Source organism: Sphingosinicellaceae bacterium (assembly GCA_019285715.1).
Taxonomy (GTDB): domain Bacteria; phylum Pseudomonadota; class Alphaproteobacteria; order Sphingomonadales; family Sphingomonadaceae; genus Glacieibacterium.
In genome coordinates, this window is sequence record CP079108.1 from 2,166,001 (window position 1) to 2,186,287 (window position 20,287).

General features: G+C 62.5%; 14 protein-coding genes. 3 read left to right on the forward strand and 11 right to left on the reverse strand.

Annotated elements, in window-relative coordinates:
- Positions 1-471 precede the first annotated feature (471 nt).
- Positions 472-1,497 (forward strand): hypothetical protein, encoded by a 1,026-nt coding sequence (locus KX816_10080; GenBank protein QXQ08273.1) that lies wholly within the window; start codon positions 472-474, stop codon positions 1,495-1,497.
- A gap of 90 nt (positions 1,498-1,587) precedes the next feature.
- Here the strand turns inward: KX816_10080 and KX816_10085 are convergent, their stop codons facing one another.
- Complete coding sequence (locus tag KX816_10085) at positions 1,588-1,914, reverse strand: P27 family phage terminase small subunit (GenBank protein QXQ08274.1); 327 nt, start codon at positions 1,912-1,914, stop codon at positions 1,588-1,590.
- Positions 1,915-2,190: 276 nt separating this feature from the next.
- Positions 2,191-2,490 (reverse strand): hypothetical protein, encoded by a 300-nt coding sequence (locus KX816_10090; GenBank protein QXQ08275.1) that lies wholly within the window; start codon positions 2,488-2,490, stop codon positions 2,191-2,193.
- 156 nt (positions 2,491-2,646) lie between these two features.
- Between KX816_10090 and KX816_10095 the strand changes: the two genes are divergently transcribed.
- Positions 2,647-3,954, forward strand: a complete 1,308-nt coding sequence (locus KX816_10095) for an ATP-binding protein (protein QXQ08276.1) — start codon at positions 2,647-2,649, stop codon at positions 3,952-3,954.
- Positions 3,955-5,014: 1,060 nt separating this feature from the next.
- On the opposite strand, the gene ggt is transcribed toward KX816_10095, so the two are convergent.
- The 4 genes from ggt to KX816_10115 form a co-directional block, all read right to left on the reverse strand.
- Complete coding sequence (gene ggt / locus KX816_10100; GenBank protein QXQ08277.1) at positions 5,015-6,727, reverse strand: gamma-glutamyltransferase; 1,713 nt, start codon at positions 6,725-6,727, stop codon at positions 5,015-5,017.
- 88 nt (positions 6,728-6,815) lie between these two features.
- Positions 6,816-9,500: a TonB-dependent receptor gene (locus KX816_10105; GenBank protein QXQ08278.1), complete on the reverse strand. Its 2,685-nt coding sequence runs from the start codon at positions 9,498-9,500 to the stop codon at positions 6,816-6,818.
- 497 nt (positions 9,501-9,997) lie between these two features.
- Complete coding sequence (locus KX816_10110; protein ID QXQ08279.1) at positions 9,998-10,471, reverse strand: BLUF domain-containing protein; 474 nt, start codon at positions 10,469-10,471, stop codon at positions 9,998-10,000.
- Between the two features lie 313 nt (positions 10,472-10,784).
- Entirely contained in the window at positions 10,785-12,281 is a 1,497-nt protein-coding gene (locus KX816_10115) for a SulP family inorganic anion transporter (protein QXQ08280.1), read from the reverse strand.
- On the opposite strand from KX816_10115, the gene KX816_10120 reads away from it, so the two are divergent.
- Positions 12,265-12,621: a hypothetical protein gene (locus KX816_10120; GenBank protein QXQ08281.1), complete on the forward strand. Its 357-nt coding sequence runs from the start codon at positions 12,265-12,267 to the stop codon at positions 12,619-12,621. The two genes, KX816_10115 and KX816_10120, sit on opposite strands and share 17 nt — an antisense overlap.
- Positions 12,622-12,652: 31 nt before the next feature.
- On the opposite strand, the gene KX816_10125 is transcribed toward KX816_10120, so the two are convergent.
- The 5 genes from KX816_10125 to KX816_10145 form a co-directional block, all read right to left on the reverse strand.
- Complete coding sequence (locus KX816_10125) at positions 12,653-13,930, reverse strand: DUF2254 domain-containing protein (GenBank protein QXQ08282.1); 1,278 nt, start codon at positions 13,928-13,930, stop codon at positions 12,653-12,655.
- 10 nt (positions 13,931-13,940) lie between these two features.
- Complete coding sequence (locus KX816_10130; protein ID QXQ08283.1) at positions 13,941-15,155, reverse strand: hypothetical protein; 1,215 nt, start codon at positions 15,153-15,155, stop codon at positions 13,941-13,943.
- Between the two features lie 195 nt (positions 15,156-15,350).
- Positions 15,351-17,069: an SLC13 family permease gene (locus KX816_10135; GenBank protein QXQ08284.1), complete on the reverse strand. Its 1,719-nt coding sequence runs from the start codon at positions 17,067-17,069 to the stop codon at positions 15,351-15,353.
- Positions 17,066-18,343, reverse strand: coding sequence for a sodium:proton antiporter (locus KX816_10140; GenBank protein ID QXQ08285.1), 1,278 nt, complete (start codon positions 18,341-18,343; stop codon positions 17,066-17,068). Before KX816_10140 ends, KX816_10135 begins: the two co-directional genes overlap by 4 nt.
- Positions 18,340-19,902 (reverse strand): DUF389 domain-containing protein, encoded by a 1,563-nt coding sequence (locus KX816_10145; protein ID QXQ08286.1) that lies wholly within the window; start codon positions 19,900-19,902, stop codon positions 18,340-18,342. Before KX816_10145 ends, KX816_10140 begins: the two co-directional genes overlap by 4 nt.
- Between the last annotated feature and the right edge of the window lie 385 nt (positions 19,903-20,287).

Sequence of the window (20,287 nt, forward strand, 5' to 3'; positions counted from 1 at the left end):
GGACGCGGCTCCGCACCGAATACAGCGTCGCGCGACTCCGGACGGACGACCATGTAACGATCGTAAGTAACAGCGTGCGGATCACGCACCGGGGACCGCATGACGCATAGCCCTTTCCGCATCGCCAGCCGGCGGAGCTTCATTTCCTCAGCTTTCGTCACGGTGCCTCACCTCAGCGACAGGAGAGTCGAAGAATCTGCGTTCCCATACACTTTGTCAAAGGACAAACGGTCAGAGATCAAGAGAGCGAGTAGGCATAGCCATTGGCGCACAAGCGAATATATCCGCAGCACTGATATTTTGAGAGCGCGAAACAGGCGTGCCGCAACCTATCCACTGTGGTAAATTATGCATTCAGGCGCATATTACCTAATAGTCAAATAAGTCGTCTTACGCCTATTTGCCGGTTGCTTGTGCACCGCCTACCGTTGGTCGACTCTCTCCAGGAGTGCGCACGATGGCGGAGAGACGGTGACCGAAGCCTTCAACACAGCCCGCGCACGTCGGCTTTCGCCCAAATTGCAACTATACCTGCCGGGATCCACGACCCCCATCCTCACTGCGCTGGAACAGGGCTGCAAAGGTTGGCAGTGTGAAAACAGATCAACTCCGGGGGGCGTAATGATACATTGGTGGGCCACCTTGAGCGCGGACCTGCAGGCTGCAACCGTCGGTGCCGTCGCAACTGTCATATCGACCTTCATCGGTGTCGGGCTGGTGCTAGCGCAGATCCGTAGCAGCGCTCAGCAGTCGCGCGATTCAACGAGGCGAGAGCATCGCGAGGCGATCAGGATAGAGCTTTACCGCGACGTCGCCGGTGGGGTGGCGAAGGCTCACGAGGCAGAAGGCGACGTGATCGTGGCGGGTCAGCATGTGTTGGACCGCCTTCAAGAGAAGCCTTGGGCTCAACCGATGCATGGACCGGCGGCTGAGATCGGACAATTCTTTGAACTTATTCAGAAGAGCTACGCTCTGTGCCGCATGATGGCAGAGTTGATGATAGCGATCGAGAAATGGGAAATCGCTGACCCAGCATTGTCCTTGTTCCAAGCTGCGTTCGCCTCGGTCGCGCACGACATTAGATCGGAGGCACAGCGGTTGACGGCCATTTCGATGTCTGTGGCCGACACTCGGATGGCCACGGCGCGAGAGTTGCAACCCGAAGGCGAGCTGCACGAATTGCCGCCGTTTGACCGTCAGCAAGTCGAGGCGCTGGAGTTCGGCGTGCGGCAGCTACTCCGTGCCATCTCGGAAGCCGGTGGTTATGTGCACGACACCAGAATTGGTCTCCAGAACCTGCTACTCGCCGACATATTCCAGAACAAACTTCCGTCCCGGGAGCCCCTAGACCCGACGATACTGCCGCTCAGCCTAGAGCGCGCAGCGGAGCAGAAGGATTACTTCCTGAACCGTTCGCCATGGGCCATTGAGAGGGCGGCCGTGAACGAGAGGACCAAAGCGGAGATTGCCAAGCGGACCGAGCCGGCCGACCACTGAGCCGTTGCCGATCCTGATTGAGAGCACGTCGGGATCGGTGCCCTCTGTCCTGCCGGTCGCGGCAGATCGCGATATCCCTGCCCTAGCCCGTCAGTCGAAGAACTCATCACGCGGCAGGGGCGGCTCGCCCATGACCACGCGGCCTCGGCTGGTCGGGGTAAAGCCGAGTTCGGCGCTGGCACGGAGCATGATATCCGATTGCCGGGCGACGATTGTCACGTACGGCGACGGCACCGGCGTCCCATTGCCGGCCTTGACCAACAGCCCGATGCCCTCCTGCAGCTTCAGGCTCGCCTGCCGCTGGAGATCGGCCGCGATGACGAGCGTCGCCAGCGCGGGAAGATCGCACAGCTTGAGCATGCCGGCGGGGGCAGCGTCGATGTAATACCGCCACCCGATCTTCTGGTCGGCGCTCAACCAGTCAGGGGCCGCGAACAGGTCGCCGGCTGGCTTCGGCTCGCGCTTGTTGATGGGTCGCTTACCGGGACAGCCCGTGACCAGTTTCAGGTGCGTCGGGGTGGGTTTCCGGCCTCGCATAAGGGTGATCTTCCAGTCGGTTCGCCGACGATTCTACACCCTAAATCCAATTCCTATAAACGCGTTCGAGCGTATTCTGGGATGGACGCGGTGACTTCGAGGTCGTTACGGGAATGTTTCGACACCCCCCCCCGTCACGACCTGCCCTGACGCCTGCTAATTAGGCCAGAACATCCTGTTGAGCACCAAACCCACCGCGAACACCACAAGGGCCGACAGACCGCCGAGCGCCATCACCACGCCGGGGTGGCGCTGCATCCACGTGAGTTCGTATGGGCTCGGGGTGTACGACGTCAGCAACCGCTTGAGGCTGTCGCGCTCGACGGTGACCATCTGTAACCGAGCTACCAGCGTCTGCTCCCGCGCCAAGGACGCAGCCAGACGGGTCTCGGCGTCATCCGCTTCGTCGATGGTGGGGTGGTCTTCGATGGCCGGTCTCCCTGTCAGCGTGGACATTACCTCGGGCGCGGTGTCGGACCTAACCGCTTCTGACTAGGTGGTGCCGATCAAGCTAGACTACAGCGACGGTAGCACTGCGATGCGTCTGCCTCAGCAATCGATCGTTGGAGTTGAGAGCTTGCGCCTCGCGGTCGCTGGGTGATAGAATTTACTATGGCCCAGACATTCAATGAACTTGCGTTTTCACCTACCATACAAGAAATGATTCAGTCTCGACCAGACTCAAATATAACCATTTTGACTGGTAGCAATAACTCAGGCAAATCGGCTTACTTGAAGAAGACGATAGCGAGCCGTTCATTTCTCTATATTGGTGTTAATAGGTTCTTCTCGTTTCATCATCTTCCGCTTTACACTGAGAACGCCACGGAGCTTGACCAGTGGTTTCAGCAACAACAGAATACTGCACATCAGGCATTTCAGAACTTTGAAGGTTCATATTTCAATTGTTCGACAGCTATAACTCGACTTTCTAATGACAGACGAAAAATACTTTTTGAAATATTTTTAGAATTATTTGGGATTTCGGTCGAGGTGCGCGCAGAAGATGTAGGTAACGACTTTAGTAATCGGTTTGTTTCTGTGGGCGGAGAAAGTCTTAGTGTCACGTCGAGTGGCACAAGGTTGTTCCTCGGAGTGCTTGCGGCATTGATGGACGAACGATTTTCTTCTGTTGCGATTGACGAGCCTGAATTAGGACTTTCGCCGACGCTTCAAAGGAAATTAGCGGATATAATCATTAGAGGTGAAAGACGAGATAAACTTTTCCCGCACAACCCTCATATCATTCTTAGTACCCACTCGCATTTATTCCTTGATCGCAGCTTCCCAGAAAATAATTATGTCGTCAGCAAATTGGGAAATCTGATTACCGCCAAGCCCTGTTTAAGTATCGTCGAGTTGCATGACATTCAGTTCCGTCTTCTCGGAAATGACCTGAGTGAGTTATTTCTTCCAGATGCAGTCATTTTTGTCGAGGGTGAAACCGACAAAATATATTTGGAACGAGTTTTAGGAATACATCTCGCTCCATCTCGTATTGTGATAGAGTCGTGTAACGGTGATATTGCCAGAAGACTCAGCTTCTGGGCGTCTTCTCTAGGGAATATTCAATTGAGTCCATATCGGGCACGGACTTTGGTTGTCTATGATAAAGTCAAGCAGGCCGGGCTTGAGACTCTCTGCGCGAGGGTGGGTTTACCCCTACAAAACATGATTGAGTGGGATGATAATGGCATCGAGTTTCTTTATCCGGATGCTCTCGTATCCTCCATCTATCGCAGGCAAGGCGTTAAAGCGGAAAGCCTGACGATCAACGGCGACTTTGTCAGCTACGGCGACATTTCCTACAAAAAAATGGAGCTTTGCAAGTTAGTGACCGACGGCATAACCGAAACCACGGCGCTCCCAGTCGAGCTTACTAATAAGCTCATTGAACCGTTGCGAAACCTCATGCGCTAGCATGTAGGCGAAATCTGTTTCCCGGCAGAATCGGCCCGACTTGCGCCCCCGCCCCTCTCCGGGCATCCCGGCGCTCGCGTCGCCCTTGGTTCAATCCGATTCGACCTTGGGGGTACATTTGGGGGGACTAGATCACGGATAGCTAAACTGCCTATAGCGTTATCAATATTTTATGGCTAGTTCGCGGTTCCCGTAGGGGTCACCATCCGTTCCGATCGGAACGGATCTGCAATAGTCTCCCGTTATCTTGAACCTTTGCCGCCGCCCACTGGTACAAACGGGTGGTACAAATGAGGTTGCGGATGGCAAGTCCGACAAGGCGGCCCGGAACGTCGCGGTTCTGGTTTCGCATGAGCGTTCCGGCACGGTTGAAACTTCTCCAGACATCGGCAGGCTCCTGCCCAGTGTAAGCTCGATTACCGTCGCGATCGCGTCGTGCGTTGCTTTCTTTCAATCGTCGACATGCGCTGCGAGCGGGACCAACGGGGCAGCATCGCTGCTGACAGCGGCATCGAGATAGGCATCTCTGATCGCCATGAGCGGCAGACGGGCCTCGAGCAGCATCTTGATAACATCTGGAGATTGCGACTTGACTGCCGTCTCTAGCGAGGTGTCGCCTCGCCGGGTGTTGCGGAATCTGCTGGCGTAGTCGATGCGCCATCGCGCCGACCATGAGCAATGTTGGGTGCCAAGGCCTGGGAGCGCTTGGACACGTCGTGTCCCGGCTCGCCGAAAAGGACGAGCTGGCGCAGACCGGCCGCCACTGCGTTATCGCATGCATGCTGGTTCCGAACCCCAGACGGATCGGTACGACCCGCATGCGGCGCCGTCGGCGGAAACCGAGACCCTGTTCGATTTCTACGCTTCGGTTCTCGCCGGCGTCGCCGCGCCGGACCGGGGAGACCATGTCCGCTTCTGGAAGCTGTGCCGACGAGCAACGCAAGCCTCCGGTCGCATAAGCGGCGTCGGAGGGGGCTTCTTGGCAGGGAAAGCCCCCAAAGCGCAGGCGAAATGGTATGGAAGTGCTCGCCATTTGCCGGACTTTACCGTGATTCTGCGCTCAATATCCGGCGACAGTCCCGACCGGCAGCCGAGGATCGATTGCACCGTATAGAAAATCACGCCCGACTTTTGACGCGCCGATCGCCGGCGCCCCCACCAGGATCGCCGCGGTCTGGTTCTCATAGCCCATGAGCTCCAGCTTGTGGCCCTTGGCCGCCAGAGCCGTCATCGTGTCAGGGCTGAGCGCGTTGCGCTCGTAGTAGAGGATATCGGGCAGCCACTGCGCGTGGATACGCGGCGCATCGGTGGCCTCGGTGATCGACATGCCGTGATCGATGACGTTGATGATCACCTGCAAGACGCCCGTCGGGATATGGCTGCCCCCGGGTGTCCCGATTACCATCGTTAGTTGGCCGTCCTTCGTAACGATCGTCGGGCTCATGGAGGACAGCGGCCGTTTGCCCGGCGCAACGGCATTATTGGCACCCTCGACCAGCCCGAACATATTCGGGACGCCCGGCTTCGACGAGAAGTCGTCCATTTCGTCGTTGAGCAGGACGCCGGTGCCGGCAGCGGTCACGCGCGCGCCGAACCAGTCGTTCAGCGTATAGGTCAGCGAGACCGCGTTGCCCTGCGCGTCGACGATCGAGAAATGGGTTGTGCTGCGTCCTTCTTTGCCCACGCCGGGGACACCGAGCGACGTCGAGACAGTGGCCTTGTCGGCGGCGATGCCGGCACGCAGCCGTGCCGCATAGCCGACGGAGATCAGCTTCGCGACATCCGCCCTGACGAAGCCAGGGTCGCCGAGGTTGACGTTGCGGTCGTGATAGGCGCGGCGCAGTGCCTCGACCGTGTAGTGGACACCTTGGGCCGAGTGAAAACCCAATGCTGCCAGCGGGTAGCCGCTGAGTATGTTCAGCGTCTCGCAAATGACGACGCCGCCCGAGCTCGGCGGTGGTGCCGCGACGATGTGATAGCCGCGGTAGTCGCATTCGAGCGGCGCGCGCTCGATGGCCTTGTAGCCGGCAAAATCCGCCATCGTGATGATCCCGCGGTGGGATCGGCTTGCCGCGACGATGCGCTGGGCCGCGAGGCCCGTGTAGAACGCCTTCGGCCCATCGGTTGCTATCGCCTTGAGCATGCGGCCGAGATCGGCCTGAACCAGCCTGTCGCCCTTTTGCCAAGGCCGGCCCTGCTTTAGGAAGATCGCGGCGCTCGGCGCGTCCTTGGCGAAGTCGCTGGCACCCTGGTCCAGGAAATCGGCGTCGCCCTGGTCGAGGACAAAGCCCTTCGAGGCCAGCCGGATCGCCGGCGCCATCAGGACGGGGCGCGGCCGTGTGCCGTACCTGGCTCGTGCCAACTCGAGCCCGGCGACGGTCCCCGGGACCGCGACGGCACGATAACCGCGCGTCGAAAGCCCGGGGACGACGTTGCCGGCGGCATCCTGGAACATCGTCGCGGTCGCGGCTGCGGGCGCGGTCTCGCGGAAGTCGATGAAGGTCTGGTGACCGTCGCGCAGGCGGATCGTCATGAAGCCGCCGCCGCCGATATTGCCCGCCTCCGGGAAAGTCACCGCCAACGCATAGGCTACCGCAACCGCCGCATCGACGGCATTGCCGCCGTGCCGGAGGATATCGACCCCCGCGTCGCTGGCCAGATGGTGCGCCGACACGACCATGCCGTGTTCCGCGCCGATCGGCACCGGCGACGCCGCCTCGGCGCGCGCGGTCACCAGGCCCAGCGCCATTAGTGCCACCAAGGCTGCTCGCATGCTCGACTCCCCGCGTTTATCGATTTCAGGTCAACGACGGGCGGAGGCGTCGCAGCGCCTCCGCCCTGTGCCAATCGGGTTGACTAGCTCAGTATTTTACGCGGACCCGGGCGTACCAGAACCCGCCGTTGATCCCGAACGGGCCGCCGCTGCGCGGGTAGATCTGGCCGTCCGCGGTGCTGTTGGTCAGCGCGTAAATCGGGTTGGCGCTCGTCGCCGAAATCCTGTCCGGCTTGGTGTTGAACAGGTTGATCGCGCCCAGGGTCAGGGTGAAGTGCTCCTTGAAGGTGTAGCTGAGATCAAGGTCGGAGGTGAACTTCGAGCCGAACTTGTCACCTGGATAGTCAACCTGGACACTCCACGCGCTGTAGTAATTTTCCCGGACGTTCAACGTGAAGTCGGCTATCTGCCAGTTGCCGGACAGGATCACGCGATGCTTGGGAGCAAAGTTCGATATGTCGGAAATCTGCGCGTCGCTGATTACCGCCGGGTCGAACTTGGTTACCTTGCTCTTGTTGTAATTGTAGGCGAGCGTCAGGTTGAGCTTACCGTCGAGCAGTGGCGTGCGGTAGCTGCCGACCACATCCACGCCATCGGTCTTGGTGTTGAAGCCGTTGGTGAAATAATTGACGTTGCCGCCAACACCGACAGTCGAGAGCGCCGGCAACGCCGCGATATCGGCCGCCGTGACATCGAACGGCTGGGTGATGCCGATCCGGTTCCGGACGCGGATCGAGTACGCGTCGACAGTCAGGGTCAGGGCGTCGGCCGGCTTGATGATCGCGCCGAGGCCGAAGTTCGTCGACTTCTCGGGCTTGAGCGGCTTGGCCCCGTAGAACTGCGAGATCGGGTTGCCGACCTGATAGGTACCGGTCTGGACCTGGTTTCCGGCAACGAAGTTCGTGGTCAGGATCTCGACGTTGCTCTGGCCCGGCGACGGCGCATGGAAACCGGTGCCGACCGTGCCGCGTAGCGAGAACGCGTCGGCGAACTTGTAGATCGCATTGAACTTGACGACGAAGGCATTGCCGAAGGTGTTGTAGTGCTCGTAGCGCGCCGCGAGGCCGGCACTGAGCGCCTTGGTCAGGTCGGTTTCGGCGTCCCCGTAGATCGCGTAGTTGGTCTGCTTGAACTTGCCGGCCGAACTGGGACTGGTGCCGCCATAACCGCTCGCAGCGGGGCTGAAGCTGACGACCTCGGGGACAAACCCGCCCTTACCGTCCGAGACCAGCGACGGCGTGTAGACCCCCGGCGCCGTCTGGACATAAAGGCTTTGCGAGGCGAACGGGCCGGCGCTGTACGACTGCAGGTCGCCAACCGTCGCTTCGTACTGTTCTCGGCGATATTCGGCGCCCGCCGACAGCGTTAGTGGCGCCGCTAGGCCGATCTCGATCGGGTAGCTGAGGTCGAGATTGGCATCGAATTCGGTCTGGATCAGCTTGCCGAACTTGAAGTCGGTCTGGGTATCCGGACCAAAGGAAGCGTTCAGCGAATTTGTCATCGACAACTCGAGCGCGTTGCGGCTGAGCGTTCCCGACAGATCGTAGGTGAAGCCGCCCTCCGTCGAGCCCTTGTAACCAAGGGTGCCGTAAGCTTCATCGGTCTTGCCGATAAAGCGCGGTGTAAAACCGGCCGGATACAGCGAAGTGAAGTTGTAGACATTGCCGTCCTTGACGAAACCGCCATTCGGGCAGGTCACGTTCCCGGTTGGGCAAGACGTCAAATAAGCCGGATGTCCGAACGCGCCGTTGGCGCCGGGGCTGCTGAAGGCCGGAACCCCCGAGCCATCGTCGATCGCCAGCGGAGTCGGCGCGGAGATCGGCGAACGGTAGTTGAAACTCTCGTTGCCCTTGTTGTGCGCGATGTTGACGAACAGGTAGATCTTGCTGTTGTCGGTTACCTCATACGCAGAGTTGAGCAGCAGCTTGTAGCCTTCACTGCGCGAGGAGCCCCAGTTCTGCACCGGTCCCGGGTAATTCGGGAGCTGCGGTGCCAGCGCAGGAAATTGCTGCGCAAAGACAACCGCGATCGGCCGCGTTGCGCCGCGGCTGGTCTCGCCGTCCTTGTCGTATTCCGCCGAGACATTGATGAAGCCCCGATCACCGAGCTTGACGCCGGCGTTACCGGCGACCTGCTTGCTGGCACCGTCACCGTGATCGTAATACTGGCCATAGCGCGCCTGCAGCTCGAAGCCCGCATCGTCGCGGAGCCCGTAGTTCAACACGCCGCCGATCGCGTCGGAACCATATTGGGCAGTGGCACCCTCGCGTAGAATCTGCAGGCTTTTGACCGCGATCGACGGGATGGCGGAAATATCCGAGCCCTGCGAACCATAGCCCAATGCGGTGTCGCCGCCGCTGTAGACCTGAACGAGTGCCGAGCGGTTGTACCGCTTGCCATTGAGCTGGACCAGGATCTCGTCGGCTGGCAGGCCTCGCAGTGATGGTGCCCGCACGAACGACGAGGCGTCCGAGATGGTGTTCTGGCTGACGAAAAACGACGGTACGATGTTCTTGATGACATCCAGCATGTTGGCCGCCGGCTGAGCGGCAATCTCATCGGCACCAATGATGTCGACGGGCGATGGGGAATCCGCCAGCGACCGGTCGGTCCGCCGCGTTCCGGTAACGATGATGTCCTGGGCGTCTTCGGTGCTGCTCGCGGCGATCTTGGTCGCGGTTTGCGCCCAAGCTTGCTGCGTCCCGCAAAGCGCCGCACCGGCAACACTGCCAACGAGTATAGCTCTGAAAAGCCTCAGATTGGGCATCTTCATATATCCATCCCCATGTTTCCAGGCGGCTGATACCGCTCAAGAGATCGACATTGTTAGGGTGTGACCCGTTGGAAACAATCGTGGACCCCGACGGCTTTGTCCGATTCCAGCCATCTGTGACCCAAATAACGCTTTTCTTGCCTGCCGAGAGGACGCTGCGCTCACAACCCGACAGCACTCGGCCCTCGGCGCTGGCGGTGTCTCTACGTCGCAACGCCCGAGAAGGCGCCAGTCGCTGCACTTTATCGCCTATTCAACTCTGACGATTGGTTTATCGTCCTTAAGCGATGGCATCTTGCTGCAAATCCGCGGGTTCAATGACGCAGTTTGGGACTTTGCGGTCATTGCCACCCGGATCGGCGAACGGCTGCTTCCAGCAGGATCGGACGGTCGCGCATTTAACTCTACGTCATGATTGAACGAGCAAGGCTAGCCGGGCGCCGGACGTTCGTTCTGCGCGGGCCGAGAGAACAGCGCGCTGCAAGTTGCCGACGTGATCAGCTTCGCCCAAGCGAATCTAGCGGCCCCGAATCGAGGTGCTCGAGAATACGCCTTAGTGCCGCGACGTTGTTCTCGTCTTCAGTGCTCCCGAGCGCGTCCTGCAGCACCGCGCGAATGTCGTCGGCCTTGACCTGCTCCATCTCCCAATCCGGATACAGACGCTCGCGCTTTTCCTCACTCCAGTCCAGCGGCACGACATCGTAATGGCGCGGATCGTCACCCAGGCTCGCGATCAAATTTTGCATCTGGACGGCCGGCCCCTCGATCCATTGGAAGAAGACGCCGCTGCCGAAAACCAGCACCCCGGTGATACCACGGGCGAGATTGCGGCGTTGAGCGGACTCGACGATCCGGCCGACCTCAACATCGTCCACACCTTCGGCGGCACGACTGCAATAGACGAAAGTATAAAGCATGGGCGCGGCGTCGTCCGGGTCAGCGCCGCTTGGAAAACCGGGTTCGTCGAACATGGGTTGGCTCGCTCTGTCTATGCAAGGCAGGCGGCATCGCCCGGTGAATAAGGGTCAGGTTAGCGCATCGATCTTATTTGTGTAAGGCAGCATTGGATCACCATCCCCTCTGTCACGCGCGCTGAAAGCACTGGGAGGCAATGCGAATTTCTGGCGAGGATTCAAGACGTTCAAAGGCGATTGGTGGCTCCCCGTGAAACGGAAGCTTGTTCGCCTGGTTTCAGGCGCGCCCGTGCGCCGGCTAAACGTCTCGGCGTGGCGGTGTAGCGGAAGGGCCGCTTCCAGTCGTTGCCGCCTAGTGGCTGCCCACAGCTCAATGCGGTGCAAGCCCCATCTCGACGCCAGTTTTGTCATGAAGTGCGAAGCGGTCGATGATGTCGGCACTGGCACGGTTGTATCCGACTACCTCGACCTCGCGCCCGTCGCGTCGAAGGCGCGCAACGATCTTGTCGAGGGCGCCAACGCCGGAAATGTCCCAGAAATGGGCGCCGGTCACGTCGATGAGCACCCGGCGAGCGCTGCTTTCGGTTTGGAAAGCCCGCGTGAAGCGATCAACGGACGCGAAGAAGATCTCGCCCGTTACGCAATATGTTGCCTGCTCGCTGTCGCCCGACACGTTGCGCTCGACCGAGAACATTCGCTGCACCTTGCCAGCGAAGAAAATTCCGGACAGCAACACGCCGGCGAGCACGCCAAGCGACAGATCGTGCGTGGTGACCACCACCAGGACGGTGGTCAGCATCACCACGGACGAGCTGGGTGGATGACGGCGCAGGTTCGGAATCGAGTTCCAGCTGAAGGTGCCGATCGAGACCATGATCATCACGGCGACGAGCGCTGGCATGGGAATACGCCCGACAAAAGGGCCGAGTACCGCCAGCAGGAAAAGAAGAAAGGCACCTGCGACGAAGGTGGAGAGGCGGCCGCGCCCGCCGGAAGTCACGTTGATGACCGACTGACCGATCATGGCGCAGCCGCCCATGCCGCCGATTAGCGCCGCGACGATGTTCGCGCCGCCCTGGCCGGCGCATTCCTGGCGCTTGTTGCTGTCCGTATCGGTCATGTCGTCCACGATCTGGGCCGTGAGGAGCGATTCCAGCAGGCCGACCGCCGCCATGGTAAGCGAATAGGGAAGAATAATCCGCAGCGTGTCGAGCGTCAGGGGGACCTCCGGCAGCGCAAGGCTCGGCAGCCCCTGGGGAAGCTTGCCCATGTCAGCAACCGTGTTGACGGAAAGGCCAAGGCCGATGCTGATCGCGCTCAGGATCAAGATCGCCACCAGCGGAGACGGCACCGCCTTGGTGATGCGAGGGAAGCCGTAGATGATCGCCAGGCCACCAGCGACCATGGCGTAGGTCTCCCAGCCCACGTTGGTGAATTGTGGCAGTTGCGCCATGAAGATGAGGATGGCGAGCGCGTTGACGAAACCGGTGATGACTGAGCGCGACACGAACTGCATGACGAGGTCGAGCCGGAGCAGCCCGGCAACGATCTGGATGCAGCCCATCAGGATCGTTGCCGCGAAAAGATACTCGACGCCGTGATTGCGCACCAGCGGGATCACCACTACCGCAACCGCCGCCGTGGCGGCCGACACCATGCCAGGTCGACCGCCGATCAGCGCAATGGTCATAGCGATTGCAACCGACGCATAGAGACCGACGCGCGGATCGACACCGGCGATGATGGAAAAGCCAATCGCTTCAGGGATGAGCGCGAGAGCAACAACGATGCCGGCCATGACGTCGCGGCGGGCGGCAGGGCCGTCTGTGAACCACTGGCGCCGATAATCGATGGATTTGAATTTCATTGATGATCCACAACAGGGCACATACGCCAGACGGCGCTTCAGGATTGCGTGCGTGTTGCTGTCCGGCGGATCGGCGGCCGGAATAGCCACCCGGATTTACACCGGGTCCTTGCGAATGCCGGACCTATACGCGACCATTCATAGAGAAAGCAACAACCTGAACAACGGCCGCTATCGAGAGGCGCAGCTTTGCCCGGTTACCGTCCTGCCGCTTCTCGGTAGCCATGACATACAAGCTAACGCTCGACCTTCCGCGGGAGCCTATAATTTTCTCATCCGTCAATTTGGCATGATTCACACAATCCTGATTTGTAAGATCCAGACACTCGCTGACGTATGAACGGGATATTGGACGACTTGGCCTAGATAGGTCAGGCCAGCGCGGAAGCCGAGTGGCGCTCGAGCAGGTCGGCCAAGTCGGCGCGTGATGCGATCGTCCGCGTGGCGTCCTCAACTACCAACCCTGCATGGCGTCGAAGCGTTGCCATACGATTGGGGTCGCTCTCGCACGAGGCAACGGCAGCTAGCACTTCGATAATTCGTATCAGAACAGCCGGGCTGCCGGCGGCGTTCTGCCGGATCATGTTGAACATCACATCGGATAGTCCATCGTACGACGTCGCCGGTGTCCGCAGTGCCAAAGCCCCATTTTTCAAGGTGATACCGGTCTGGAGATGCCGAGGGGCGATAGTGCACAGGGTAGCGCCCATTCGGTCGAGCACACTGATCGCAGTGTGCGGGTCGTTGATGCCCGGCGACAGGGCGCGAACCGCGATCTCGACCAGCTGCCGTACCGGATATTCAAGATCCGCCCGGCTGACCCGCTGACCGCCGAGCGCCGTCGCCCGCCGGATCGCAGCATAGATACCGTCGACCTCTGGTTCGGCGCGGGCGATGGGCGCCCCCGGAAACACGAAGTCGCCCGGGCGAACCAGCAGATCGATCCGCGTGCCGTGCGCGGCCGCCCAGCCAGCGAGCGCATCGTGGTCGAGCTCCTGCAGATAGCCTTGGCGCGGGTCGGTTACGACAACGGCGGCGCTTCCTAGTTCGCGCCAGTCCGCACCGGAAGGCGCTTCCGGCAAGGTCAGCGATTCCACCGCGTCGCTGACGTCCTCGCTGACCAATTCGATAACCGTATCGACGTTGATCCGGCCTGCCATGTGCCCGACAAAATAGACCAGCACGCCGACGCACAGGAACGCGAGCAGGATACCGACCGTCATGGAGGCGTGCGGAACGAAGACGCCCTCGTCCTGCGTCCGGACGCTGCGCAAGACCATCAGCGCATAGGAGAACGTGCCGAGGAAGGCTCCGAGCGTGAACTGGTTGCCGCGGTCACTGACGAAGTTGCGGAGCAGCCGCGGTCCCATCTGGCCCGCCGCGAGCGACAGCGCGGCGATGGTGATCGAGAACACCGTGCCGGCGACACCGATGGTCGACGAGGCGACGGCGCCGAGCAGCGTCCGGGCACCGGTGCCGCCGCCATTGTAGAGCCAGGGGCTGTCGATAAGCGCCTGCGGCACCAACAAGCTGCGATCGAGCGCCACCATGCCGAGGGCGAGCGCGATGCCGGAGATGACGAGCAGCGCCGGCAACAGCCAGAACGTGTCGGCGAGATTGCCAAGGAATTGTCGAATGCGGGCGTTCATGGCTTGCGACCTATCCTTCGGCCGGAGCGCCGACGAGCGCCGCAACCACACAGACGACGCCGACCGCGACAAAGCCGGCTTGGAGCAGCGGCGACCCCGCGCCTGTCCGACGCGAAACCCACACCGCCAGGCCGGCCTGCACGGCGTAGAACAGCGCGAAGGCGCGCGACGATAGCGCGATGACCTGGAACGGGTCGGTCAGCCAGACCACCCCGATGGCCAGCGCGTTGGCCACCAGGAACGCGGTCTGCACCCCAAGCTTCTTGCGCGACACCTCGATGATCAGGCCGCCCGAACCGATCGAGTCGGCAATCGCTGCGCTCAGCTGGCTGGCCACCGCGCCGACGAGGACGAAAATGCCCATGATCGGTGCAATGAGCGCCATGATATCGAGAATGCCCGCGACCCCTTCCGCGTGCGCCGCCCGGTCCAGGAATGGCGTCAGCAGGGCGAGGAACGCGAGGTAGATCGCCGACGACAGCCATTGTGCGTAGCGCATGGTGCGCACCCGCGTCGCCTGGTCATAGCTGGCGCCGAGGTAACGCGACGTCTCGAAGCCCTGCACGGTGATCAGCAGGCCGAGCAGCATCGGAATGCTGGCGATCGAGACCGCTGCGGGCGGCAGCGCGACCGGCTCCGCGGCGTGGCTCAGCCACCACACGCCGAGGCCGGTCAGCAGCCCGGCGATGATGCCGATCTTGATCGCCACGGTCGCATGCGCGGCGTGCTCTATGCGCTTGAGGTCACCCGACATGGTGAGCAGGGTCAGGACGGCGATGATCGCCGTGACCAGGCCGTTGGCGACGAGGCCGTGGTTGCCGACCGTGAACGGCACCGACTTCAGCACGAACTCGGCGAGCAGCTTCAGATAGTAAGCGACCGAGACCGAGTAGGCGACCGCGAGCAGGAACTGGCCGACGCGCATCGCCCAGGCGAAGGGATCATTGAGGGTCAGCGTCGGCGCGTGGTTTTCGACATGGATGATGTTGAATCGCACCACCGCACCGACGGCATAGGCAAGCGCCAGCAGCACCGCCATCGCCGGCAGCGCCGCCGCGCCGAACTCGCGGGCCAGCAGGGGACCGCAGATCAGGAAACCGCTGCCGATGATCGAGGCGAGCGGGGTCACCGTCGCCTTCCACCCCGTCGAGCGGGCCAGTCGCCCGAAACTGAGCAGTGCAGTCACGGCAAGCGCGGCGATGCAGGCAAGGATCGCAATCAGCATCGACGGGCAGCCTTTCGGTGCGAGACCTGTTTAGGTCGTGAATGGGAACGCCTTGCCACTGGGCTGGCATGCAACGTGCCAAACCGCCATCGGGAGACATCGTGGATCTGTTGCCCACCCTTCGCGCGCTCGGCCTGCCGTTGCCGGCGGTGTTGCAACTGCACAGCGCGACATCAACATTCGCAGCCTGCCGTCTCAGCCATAGCCGAGCGTCAGCACGAGGCCGGTGATGACCACTACCAGCACGACAAGCGGCGCGCCCATCCTGGCATAATCGGTGAATCGGTAGCCGCCCGGCCCCATCACCAGCAGGTTGTTCTGGTGTCCGATCGGGGTCAGGAAATCCGCCGATGCGCCGACCAGCACGGCGAGGAGTGCCGCATCGGGGCTGACCCCCAGCAGCCCGGCCGCATCGATGGCCAGCGGCCCCATGATGATCGCGGTGGCGACATTGTTGAGGAAGATCGACAGCAGGATGGTCACCGCGCAGATCGCCATCAGCACCAGCGGCAGCGGTGCGCCCGCCAGCAGGTCCGCCAGCAATTTCGCTGCGATCGCCGCGGCGCCGCTGGTCTCGAAGCTCTGGCCGACGGGTATCATCGCGGCGAGCAGCACGATGACGCTCCAGTCGATTGACCGGTAGATCTCGCTCGATGCGATCAGCCGGGTCGCCGCCAGGGCGACCGCCGCGCCAAGGAAGGCCAGCGCCGGGGAGACGTGCCCGAAGACGATCGCGGCGATCGCACAGAGAAATACCCCAAGGATGGCAAGTGACCGCCGCCGATCGACCGGCACCGGATCGAGCCGATCGATCTCGAGCAGCCTGGCGCTGGTCGCGAAGCGGGCGATGGCGTCAGGCGCGCCACGCACGAACAGCTGATCGCCGGCCTCGATGCGCAGTGTTTCGAGCGGTACCCGCTGGCGCGCGGCACGCGGACCCGCTGCCACGACTGCCAGCGCATGTCCGCTGCGGATCCGTACAGCTTCGTGGCTGAGGCCGATCAGGAATGAGCCGTGAGCGACGGCGACGCGGGCGGTGACACCGTCGGCGACCAGCGCCGGATCGACGGCGCTGGTCAGGCCGGTCGCCTCGGCAATGCCCCATTGATTGCCACGCGACAGCAGGAGCAGTGTATCGGCCACGGCCAAGTCTGCGGTTGCCGGCAGCCTTGCGTCGTGCCGGAACGCCGCGAGCAGCCGGGCAGAAGCGCCGCGCAATTCGGCCAGCACGGCACCCCGGCGCAACGGGGTGGGAACGGTCAGCTCGAACACCCGCCACGGTGCGCGGGCCAGATCTTGCGCCGACTGGCGTATCGGCAGCAACCGCCAGCCGATCGCCGCCAGATAGACGAGGCCGGCCACCGCCACGGCACCGCCAACGGGCGCCATCTGGAAAAAGCCGAACGGCGCGCCAAGTTCGGTTTCCCGCACCGAGGACAGGATCAGATTGGCCGGCGTGCCGATCAGCGTCGTCATGCCGCCGAGGATCGTCGCGAACGCCAGCGGCATCAGCGTCGCCGCCGGGGCGCGCTTGCTCTGCCGCGCGATCTCGGTGGCGATGGGCATGGTGATCACCAGCGCCGCGATATTATTCATAAACGCCGACAGGACCGCGCCGACCAGCAGCAGCGCCGACAACCGGACCGCAAAGCCGGCGGTCGCCGGGACGATAGTCCGCGCGAACGCGGCCGCGATGCCCGACAGTTCGACCGCGCGCCCGACCACCAGCACCGCGGCCACGGCGATGACGGCGGGGTCGGCGAACCCCGCCAGCGCCTTCATTGGCGTCGTCAGGCCGGCGAGCAGGCACGCGAACAGGGCCAGCAGCGCGACAAGGTCGTGGCGGACCTTCTCCGACACGAACAACGCCAGGCTGAAGATCAGGATCAGCGTGCTGAGTAACGCCGGACTCAAGTCTGGGCCGCCTCGACGCGACGTGACTGCCAGCGCAGGAGGCGCTCGATGCTGCCACCCTGAACGATCACCGAAAACAATACGATGATGTAGGTTGCCGCCAGCGCCGTGCTCCGCGCCGGGCCCTCGGGAAGACTGAGCGCAAGCGCGACCGAGATGCCGCCGCGCAGGCCACCCCAGATCAACGTCGTGGGCGCCAGCGCGCCGAGCTTGAGCCACGGCAACAACGCCGTCAGCGGCAGGAATACCGACACCACGCGGGCCAGGAGCACCAGCGGAATCGCCGCGAATCCGACGATCAGCAGCCGAGGATCGGACGGGATGGCGACCACTTCGAGCCCGATCAAAAGGAACAGCACGGCGTTCAATATCTCGTCGATCAACGACCAGAATTTGAGCAGATACTCGCTGGTCTTGTCGCTCATCGCCTCCTCGACGCCGCGGTTGCCGATCAGCAATCCGGCGGTTGCCATCGCCACCGGGCCGCTGATCTGAAGCCAGCGCCCGAGCGTGTAGCCGCCCATGACGACGGCGAGGCTGATCAGCACCTCGACGTTGTAATCGTCGATCGAACGCATCGCGACGAACGCCACCCAGCCGACCGCGAGACCGAGAAGCAATCCGCCGCCCGCCTCCCGCACGAACAACAGCGCCGCGCGGCTCGGCTCGAAGGCCTCGGTGCCGAGCGCTGTCGCCAGCAGGATCGAGAACACCACCACGCCGACACCGTCATTGTAGAGGCTCTCGCCCGCCACAGTCGCCTGCAACGTGGAGGGCACGCTAGTGCGCTTGAGTACCGCCATCACCGCGACGGGATCGGTCGGGCTGATCAACGCGCCGAAGACCAAACACCACGCCATAGGTACCGGCAGCCCGATGGCGGCGGACAGAAGCTGGAAGCCACCGCCGACGATCAGCGTCGAAATCAGGACACCGGCGGTGCTGAGTGCGAGGATCGCCAGCCGGCCGCGCTTCATCGCGGTCCAGTCCACATGCAGCGCGCCCGCGAACAGCAGGAACGACAACATGCCGTCCATGAGCGTCGCCCGGAAATCGATGGCCCTCAGGAAGCGGACGATATCAGCGTTGATGGTGACGCCCGGCAAAATCCGGTCGACCCCGATGACCAGGAGCGATGCCAATGCACCCATGATGGTCAGCCCGACCGACTGCGGCAATCCGATGAAGCGCCGATTGATGTAACCGAGCACCGCGGCGAGCACGATCAGGATCGCGGCCGCATCGAATGGGGTGATCGTGACGTCGCCGATCATGGCTGATCGAGCCCGGACGGCGCAACGCCCAAAGTGACGACCTGTCCCTGCGACGGTGCGGCGACCGCGGCGATGTTCAGTGACTTGAGCAGCGCCGCGATCGCCAGCGCCCGGCGCTCGTCGAGTTTGGGCTTAGCGGGTGCGATCCCCCGCGCCGGCAGGCCCGGCACGACCAATGCCGGCGCGTTCCAGCGTCTCGCCGCCCATGCCGCCAGCGTCACCGCGGCACGGGCGGGGTCGTCGAGCACATCGACATTGTCGGCAAAGCGGACCGGCGGCAGCGCGATGAAGGGCGGGACGATGGCGATCTCCCAGCCGTTGGCGGCGGCAGCGGCGCGCGCTTCGAGCGCGCGATAGGTTGCGAGATTGGCGCCCGGCAGCGGCATCGCGGCCGCGGTCGCACGTTGATGATCACGGTCAAGCGTCACGCTCGCCGCGGTGGATCCAGCCGCCAGCGCGACTAGTCGCGCGACATCGGCTGCACCCTGCTCGGCGGCGTTCGCGGCCTGGGCCTTCTCGACTTCGGCGCGCTGGGTCGCGAGTGCGTCGGCACCCGGCGCGAGCAGCACCCGGTCGAGCTGCAGGTTGATCGGACGTCCCAGCTTCGCGGCAAGCGCGGTGCGCAGTTCGCTATTGCTGACCTGTTGCGCCCGCGGCGCGATCACGACTGCGCGAACGACCAGAGGGTCGCGGGCGAAATCGACATCGAGCTGGCTCACCCGCGCCTGCGAGCCGAAGCGATCGATCAGCAGCGTTCGCGCCTGGTTGACCGCCACAGCCTCGCCCGCGATCTGGCGGAGCGCGAAGCCGAGCGGTACCGCCAGCACGACGAACGCCGAGATCAGCAGCAATGTCTGCATCAGGCTCTGCCGCACCGACAGCGCGTGACCGAAGCCGTAGAAACGCGCCATCGCCGTGGCGGTCAGAGCGATCGCCACGAAGTTGGTCGCGAACAGCTCCAGCGAGCCGACGAACACCGGCATGTTCCACGTCGCCAGCCCATAGCCGACGACGGCAAGCGGCGGCATCAACGCGGTCGCGATGGCGACGCCGACGATCGTCTCGCCGCGCCCGCGGATGATGGCGAATGTGCCCGCGAGGGCTGCAAACAGTGCAACGAGCAGGTCGAACAGGTTGGGCCGGGTCCGCGCCAGAATCTCCGCCGTGGGCGCCTTGAGCGGCGACGCCAGAACGATAAGCGCGGTGAACAGGACGGCCAGCGCCGCGCCACCAGCGAGCGCGATCGACGACCGACGCACTTCGGCGAAATCAAAGGTCGCCAGGCCGAACCCGAGGCCAAGGATCGGGCTCATCAGCGGCGAAATCAACATCGCGCCGATGACCACCGCCGGCGACGACAGCAACAGCCCGAGCACGGCGATGCCCGCCGACATCAATGTCATGAAAATGAAGCGCGCCGACCAGCCGCTGTCGCCTTCGATCCTGGCGACGACATCTGCATGGTCGATCCCTGCAATGAGCGGCGCGCGAAGTGTCCCAAGGGGGCCGGATGCTACCGGCACCGCAGCTTGTTCCTGCGCAGCGTTTTCGCCGGCCATCAAAAGGGATCGCTGATCATCATCGTCTTTATCATCTAAAGCGATCTGCGCACCCGACCAACCACCAGCGGCCGCAAGAGACTGCGCCCCAGGCAAAAGGGACCGCGTGTTCACGTGATCCGCAGATCGTTGCGCGTCTGCATAGCGATAAACGAATTGCCGCTTATCATGGTTGGACGCTCCAAAGCGACCTCGCCGGTTTCCACCACAAAGCCCGCGCTGGTTTGCGTACGATAAGCATGCCGATCGGCGCGTTGGTGACCACCCCACCTTCGCTGTCGGTTATCTGGCGGTTAAGAGCCATTAGCGAGATACCGGCGGGCTGACCTTAGATCGTAAAACCTGCGGCGACGAGTCGTGGTGGTGGGATCTGCTGAATGGAGGC